Below are 1,751 nucleotides of genomic sequence, written 5' to 3' on the forward strand. Positions count from 1 at the left end.
CTGCCAGGCCGCCTCCCAGATCCACACACGTTGTCCCACCAGCGCGGGATCGACCCCCTCGCCGACCGCGTCGACGGTGCCGGCGCCATCCTGGTTGGGAACCTGACCTGTCGGCGGGAGCGACGAACCCAGTGCTCCCCGGCGCGCTTTCCAGTCCGTCGGGTTCACCCCCGACACGGCGACGCGGACACGGACCTGGCCCGGCCCCGGCTCGGGCTCCACCCGCTCCACCAGCCGCAGCACATCGGATCCCCCGACCCGCTCGTACACGATCGCCTTCATGCAGCGTTCCTTCCAGGAGAATCATGACAAAACAGAAAAATCAGGACAGTCGGCGGGAACGTCGTCACGTCCCCGTCTCCGCCTCCCCTACACGGGGAGCCGAACCACCACGCCAGGATGACCCGACACCTGATCTTCCGGAAGTGGCCTGCAAGACACCATCCGATAGGATCTGGCCATGCATCGGGTCGCCGTGCTCGCCCTGGACGGAGTCATCCCGTTCGAACTCGGCATTCCAGCGCGGATCTTCGCTGCCGCCGTCGGGTCAGACGGCGAGCCGCTCTACGACGTGGTCGTCTGCACCGTCGACGGCCGGCCGGTACGCACCGATGCGGGCTTCACCATCGCTGTCGACCACCCCGCTGGGATCCTGGCGGTGGCGGACACCGTCGTCATCCCACCCGTCCATCCGCTCGAGATCGGCCCACACGGGCAGTTGCCCGAGCCGGTAGCCGGCACGCTTGCCCGCATCCCGGCGGGTACACGCATCGTGTCGATCTGCACGGCCTCGTACCTCCTGGCCGCCGCGGGCCTGCTCGACGGCCGCCCGGCCACCACCCATTGGCTTGAGGCCGACCGCTTCCAGCGGATGTTCCCCCAGGTGAAAGTCGATCCCGACGTGCTCTTCGTGGACGACGGCGACGTGCTCACCTCGGCGGGTGCCGCCTCCGGCATCGACCTGTGCCTGCACCTCGTCCGCCGCGACCACGGCAGCGAGGTCGCCAACCGCGCGGCCCGCCGCTGCGTCGTGCCGCCATGGCGTGACGGAGGACAGGCCCAGTACATCGAACGTCCCGTCCCGCCACCATCGGCCGCCAGCACCGCTCCCACCCGCGCCTGGGCGCTCGAACGCCTGCCGGAACCGATGTCCCTGGCTGAGCTCGCCGCCCACGCGAGCATGAGCGTACGCACCTTCACCCGGCGGTTCCGCGACGAAGTCGGCCTGACCCCCGGCCAATGGCTGACCGGGCAGCGACTGGAACGCGCCCGGCACCTTCTCGAAAGCAGCGACCTGCCGATCGACCTCGTCGCCCGACAAACCGGGTTCGGCACCGATATCTCCCTCCGACAGCATTTCCGCACCTCTGTCGGCGTCTCACCGGCCGTCTATCGGCGTACCTTCCGCGCCCGGAACCGTTAACCAACCGGCCGGCTGCTCGTACCGCCCCGAACCCGGTGCTGGGAGGGCGCGCTGTCCTCGACGGGCCGGTTCCGTTTGAGGAGCAGGGGGTGTGCGATTCCCTCTTGATCTGGTTTTGTGGCCGAACGGCTACCGTCACTATATGACGCAGGGTGACCTGACGAACGAGCAGTAGGCGGTGCTGGAGTCGCTGCTGCCGACGGAGAAGAAGAAACCGGGCCGTCCGTCGCCATGGTTGAAACGTCAGTTGATCGATGACATCCGATGGCGACCCGGATGGGTGCGCCGTGGCGGGGCGTGCCGGCCCGCCACGGGCACTGGCGCATAG

The 1,751-nt window shown here is 68.6% G+C and carries 2 protein-coding genes; one reads left to right on the top strand and one right to left on the bottom strand.

The window, feature by feature from the left end; all coding sequences use genetic code 11:
• A partial coding sequence (locus tag DD1DGNOD_RS13400) for an alcohol dehydrogenase catalytic domain-containing protein (RefSeq protein WP_165036681.1) occupies nucleotides 1-282 on the bottom strand: 282 nt, incomplete at its 3' end.
• Nucleotides 283-460: 178 nt separating this feature from the next.
• Here DD1DGNOD_RS13400 and DD1DGNOD_RS13405 point away from each other — a divergent pair.
• The gene (locus DD1DGNOD_RS13405) at nucleotides 461-1,423 is read left to right on the top strand and encodes a GlxA family transcriptional regulator (protein ID WP_131766730.1); all 963 of its coding nucleotides are present in this window, start codon (nucleotides 461-463) and stop codon (nucleotides 1,421-1,423) included.
• The last annotated feature ends 328 nt before the right edge of the window (nucleotides 1,424-1,751 follow it).

This window comes from Candidatus Protofrankia californiensis (assembly GCF_900634765.1).
GTDB lineage: Bacteria > Actinomycetota > Actinomycetes > Frankiales > Frankiaceae > Protofrankia > Protofrankia californiensis.

Coding starts and splice junctions, on each gene's coding strand:
- DD1DGNOD_RS13405 (WP_131766730.1), top strand. CDS start 461: ATGCATCGGGTCGCCGTGCTCGCCCTGGACGGAGTCATCCCGTTCGAA.